The 3,983-nt window shown below is 71.9% G+C and carries 5 protein-coding genes; 2 read left to right on the plus strand and 3 right to left on the minus strand.

The window, feature by feature from the left end; translation table 11 throughout:
- Window positions 1-129 precede the first annotated feature (129 nt).
- Window positions 130-339 (plus strand): DUF3499 family protein, encoded by a 210-nt coding sequence (locus ACM2XV_RS13085; RefSeq protein ID WP_344775105.1) that lies wholly within the window; start codon window positions 130-132, stop codon window positions 337-339.
- 221 nt (window positions 340-560) lie between these two features.
- On the opposite strand, the gene ACM2XV_RS13090 is transcribed toward ACM2XV_RS13085, so the two are convergent.
- Window positions 561-1,421, minus strand: coding sequence for an RDD family protein (locus tag ACM2XV_RS13090; protein ID WP_344775103.1), 861 nt, complete (start codon window positions 1,419-1,421; stop codon window positions 561-563).
- Between the two features lie 18 nt (window positions 1,422-1,439).
- Between ACM2XV_RS13090 and ACM2XV_RS13095 the strand changes: the two genes are divergently transcribed.
- A complete protein-coding gene (locus ACM2XV_RS13095) occupies window positions 1,440-2,435 on the plus strand; it encodes a stage II sporulation protein M (RefSeq protein WP_344775101.1) in 996 nt (331 codons plus the stop codon).
- Window positions 2,436-2,460: 25 nt separating this feature from the next.
- Here the strand turns inward: ACM2XV_RS13095 and aqpZ are convergent, their stop codons facing one another.
- Both aqpZ and ACM2XV_RS13105 read right to left on the minus strand, forming a co-directional pair.
- Complete coding sequence (gene aqpZ, locus ACM2XV_RS13100; RefSeq protein ID WP_344775362.1) at window positions 2,461-3,216, minus strand: aquaporin Z; 756 nt, start codon at window positions 3,214-3,216, stop codon at window positions 2,461-2,463.
- A 127-nt stretch (window positions 3,217-3,343) separates the two neighbouring features.
- Window positions 3,344-3,983, minus strand: a 640-nt coding sequence (locus ACM2XV_RS13105) for a DUF58 domain-containing protein (RefSeq protein ID WP_487027242.1), incomplete at its 5' end; no start/stop codon positions are given.

Raw genomic sequence — 3,983 nt, forward strand, 5'->3', positions numbered from 1 at the left:
GGTGGCGCGCGTCCGGGTGCGCACCGCTCGACCGCAGCTCAACCTCCGCGTGGCCGCCGCTCGACCGCCGCTCGGACCCGCGCCGGAGTGGGTTCGCCGTCGTGTCGGAGGGCGGCGTAGTCTCGACTCATGCTCGACCGCCAGTGCTCCAAATCGACCTGTCAGCGCGAGGCGGTCGCCACCCTGACGTATGTCTACGCCGATTCGATGGCGGTCGTCGGGCCGCTCGCGCCGGTGAAGGCCCCGCACGGCTTCGACCTGTGCGCCGAGCACGCCGACCGTCTGTCGGCACCGCAGGGCTGGCGGGTCGTGCGGCACCAGACGCTCGGCAACGGCTGATCGCTCGCGGCGGGCTGCTGCCGCCTCGCCCCGCGCTCATAAGTCTTCCGCGCGCTCGCGCAGTGTCGCAGGCCGTTGCGCCGGCGCGGTTCGATGAATGCGACGCCTCACCCCCGAGGCAGTTGCATGAGGGAACAGATTCGGTGCCCCTGTAGAAGCTGTTCCCTCATGCAACTGGTTCGCGGGCGTGGCCGCACTGCTCGCGCTGAGAAGCCGGGCTCTCAGCGGTCGGGGAATCCGTTCGGGCGGCGCGCGAGGGTGGGTGAGAGCGCGGCGAGCCGGCGGCCCTCGGCTTCGAGCGCGCGGGTCTCACGCAGGCGTCGCACGGCCGAGACCGCCCAGAGCAGCGTCACGGGGTCGATGACCGGAAGCGGGTGCACGAACGGCGCGACCTCGGCAGCGAGCTCGGCGCCGAGCCCTGAGCGTGCCTGCGGCGACAGGCGGTGCTGCTGGGCGAGGAAGGCGCTCACCCGCCGCGCGAGCGGATCCGGCAGAGCGGCGACATCGGCGAGCTGAGCCCACGAGGCGAGCTGCGGGGGCACCGCAAGCAGAGCCGGTGCGAGCGCCGGCACGCGCTCGTGCTGTGCGTACGTTCCGGCGAGCAGATCGCCGATGCGCTTCGAGCGCGCGTTCAGCAGGGCGACGATCACGGCGAGTCCGCCGAGCGTCGCGTAGACCTCGACGACGGCCGCGAGCGCTCGGACGAAGGCGTGGCGCGTGCCTGCCGCGCCGCCGTCGTCGCGCACGATGCGCGTTCCTGCCACGAAGCGCCCCACCGAGCGCCCCCGGGTCGCGACCTCCATCGCGACGGGGTAGCCGATCACCGCGAGCACCAGCGCGACGATCGTCAGCGCCGTCGCCACGGAGTCGTCGAGGCCGCTGCCGAAGACGAGCAGCGGCACCGTGCAGATCAGCAGCACCGCGATCGAGCACAGCAGGTCGATGAACCCCGACAGCGCCCTCAGCAGGAAGCCCGCGGGCCGCACCGCGAGCGCGACCGCCTCGCCCGTGACGACGCCGCCGAGCTCGCCGCCGCGATCACCGGGAGCGGTGGGGATGACGGTCGGCGGGGCTGCGGCCATGGCTATCATCAAAGCACGATGGACCTCGACGCCTACACGGCCGCCCACCGCGGCGAGTGGGAGCGGCTCGACCGCCTCGCGTCGAGCCGCCGTCTCAGCGGGCGCGAGGCCGACGAGCTGATCGAGCTGTTCCAGAGCGGCTCGGCGCAGCTGTCCGCCATCGCGTCGACCGCGGGCGACAGCATCCCCGGCGAGCGACTGTCGGTCACGCTGTCGCGTGCCCGGCTGCGCTTCACCGGGGCATCCGACAACCCTCTGCGCGCTCTGCCGCGCTTCTTCGTGCTGCAGCTGCCGGCCGCGCTCTACCGGCTGCGGTGGCTCACCCTCGCGGTCGCCGTCGCCACGATCGGAATCTCGGTGCTGCTCGCGGCGTGGATCAACGGCGACCACGCGGTGCTCGCCGCCCTCGGCAACCAGGCAGACCTCAAGAAGCTGGTCGACAGCGACTTCGTCGACTACTACCGCGAGAATCCCGCCGCCGGATTCGCGGGCCAGGTATGGACCAACAATGCCTGGGTCGCGGCGCAGTGCATCGCCTTCGGCATCACGGGCGTCTACCCGGCACTCGTCATCATCCAGAACGCGGTCAACGTCGGCATCGACGCGGCCGCGATGTTCGCCTTCGGGAAGGGCGACGTCTTCTTCTCGTTCGTGCTGCCGCACGGCATGCTCGAGCTCACCTCGGTGTTCGTCGCGGCCGCCGCCGGCTTCCGGATCTTCTGGGCCTGGGTTGCGCCGGGCCCGCGCACGCGCTCGCGCTCGCTCGCGGAGGAAGGCCGGGCGCTCTTCATCGTCGCGATCGGGCTCACGATCTCGCTGTTCGTCTCGGGCATCATCGAGGGGTTCGTCACCCCGTCGCACCTGCCCGTGTGGCTCAAGCTGCTGATCGGCGCGCTCGCGCTGCTCGCCTTCCTCGCGTACATGCTGGTCGTCGGCGGCCGGGCCGCCCGCGCCGGCGAGACCGGTGATCTCGCCGAGGCCGACCGGGGCGCGACGCAGCTGACCGCAGGCTAGATGCGGGCGAGCGGATGCCTGGCGGCTACGGCGCCTCGGTGAAGGTGCGCCCGAACAGCGGGCGGTAGCTGAACCCGGCGAGCAGCCCGCCGACGATGGGGAAGACGATGAACACCCAGATCTGCGCCCAGGCCCAGCCGCCGCCGTAGACGGCCGCCGCGATGGATCGGGCCGGGTTCACCGAGGTGTTGTCGATCGGGATCGTGATCAAGTGGATCAGGGTCAGTGACAGGCCGATCGCGAGCGGCGCGAAGCCGACCGCCCCGATCTTCGCCGTGGTGCCGAGCACGACGAAGACGAAGATCGCGGTGAAGACGATCTCGACCACGATCGCGCCGCCGAGCCCGAAGCCGCCGGGGGAGTGGTCGCCGAAGCCGTTCGAGGCGAAGCCGGCCTCGTGCGCCGCGCTGAAGAACCCGTCGCCCGTCGAGGCGATCAGCGCGATGATCGACGACCCGATCACACCGCCGACGAGCTGGGCGACGATATAGCCGACCACCTCGTTCCACGGGAACCGGCCGGCCGCGGCGACGCCGAGCGTGATGGCGGGGTTGAAGTGGCCGCCCGAGATGGGGCCGAAGGCATAGGCGCCCACGACGACCGTGAGGCCGAACGCGAGCGCGACGCCGAGGAAGCCGACGCCGAGGGAGTTCTTGTCCGCGGAAGGGAAGTTCGCTGCGAACACGGCGGTTCCGACGCCGCCCGCGACGAGCAGCAGAGTGCCGAGCGCCTCGGCGACGAGCCTGTTGAAGAAGCTCGAGGACGGGTTCGGCTCGGGAATCGTCGGCTCGGCGGGAATGGCGGGCTCTGTCGTCACGAGTGCTCTCCTAACGCGATCATCGGGGAGCGCCTGCCCCCGCTACCGGCGAGACTAGCGACACGCTCGGGCTGAGGGAACAGGCAGCTGCTCAGAGCCGGCCGGCCGCCTTGAGGTCGAGGTAGGCGTCGGTCACGGCCGGTGGCAGCGCCGCGGGGGTGCGCGTGACGACGTGCGCCCCGAGCCGTCGCACCGCCTCGCCGAGCCGCGCGGTGTCGAGCAGCGCGCGCTCGGCGGCCGCCGCCCGATAGACGGCGGCGCGGTCGTCGAGGTGGCGGGCAGCTTCGGCGATCTCGGGGTCGGTGACGGATGCCACGAGGACGGTGTGCGCCGCCGTGAGCTGCCCGAGCACCGAAAGCAGTCCCTGTGCCGCTCCGATGGAATCGAGCGAGGTGAGCAGCACGACGAGCGCTCGCTGCGTCGTGAGCGCGCGCACCTGGCCGGGAACGGCACGCCAGTCCATCTCGATGAGCTCGGGGTGAACGGATGCCAGCGCGTCGACCTCGCGCCCGAGAAGCTCGGCGCCCGAGGCGCCGTGCACGCGCGCCCGCACACGGCGGTCGAACGCGAGCAGGTCGACGCGGTCGCCGGCGCGATCGGCGATCACCGACAGCAGCAGGCTCGCCTCGATCGCGGTGTCGAGGCGCGGCTCGTCGCCGATGCGCGCGGCCGAGGTGCGGCTCGAGTCGACGACGATGACGATGCGGCGGTCGAGATCGGAAGAGCACACT

This window comes from Gryllotalpicola sp. CP2-P1 (assembly GCF_057512245.1).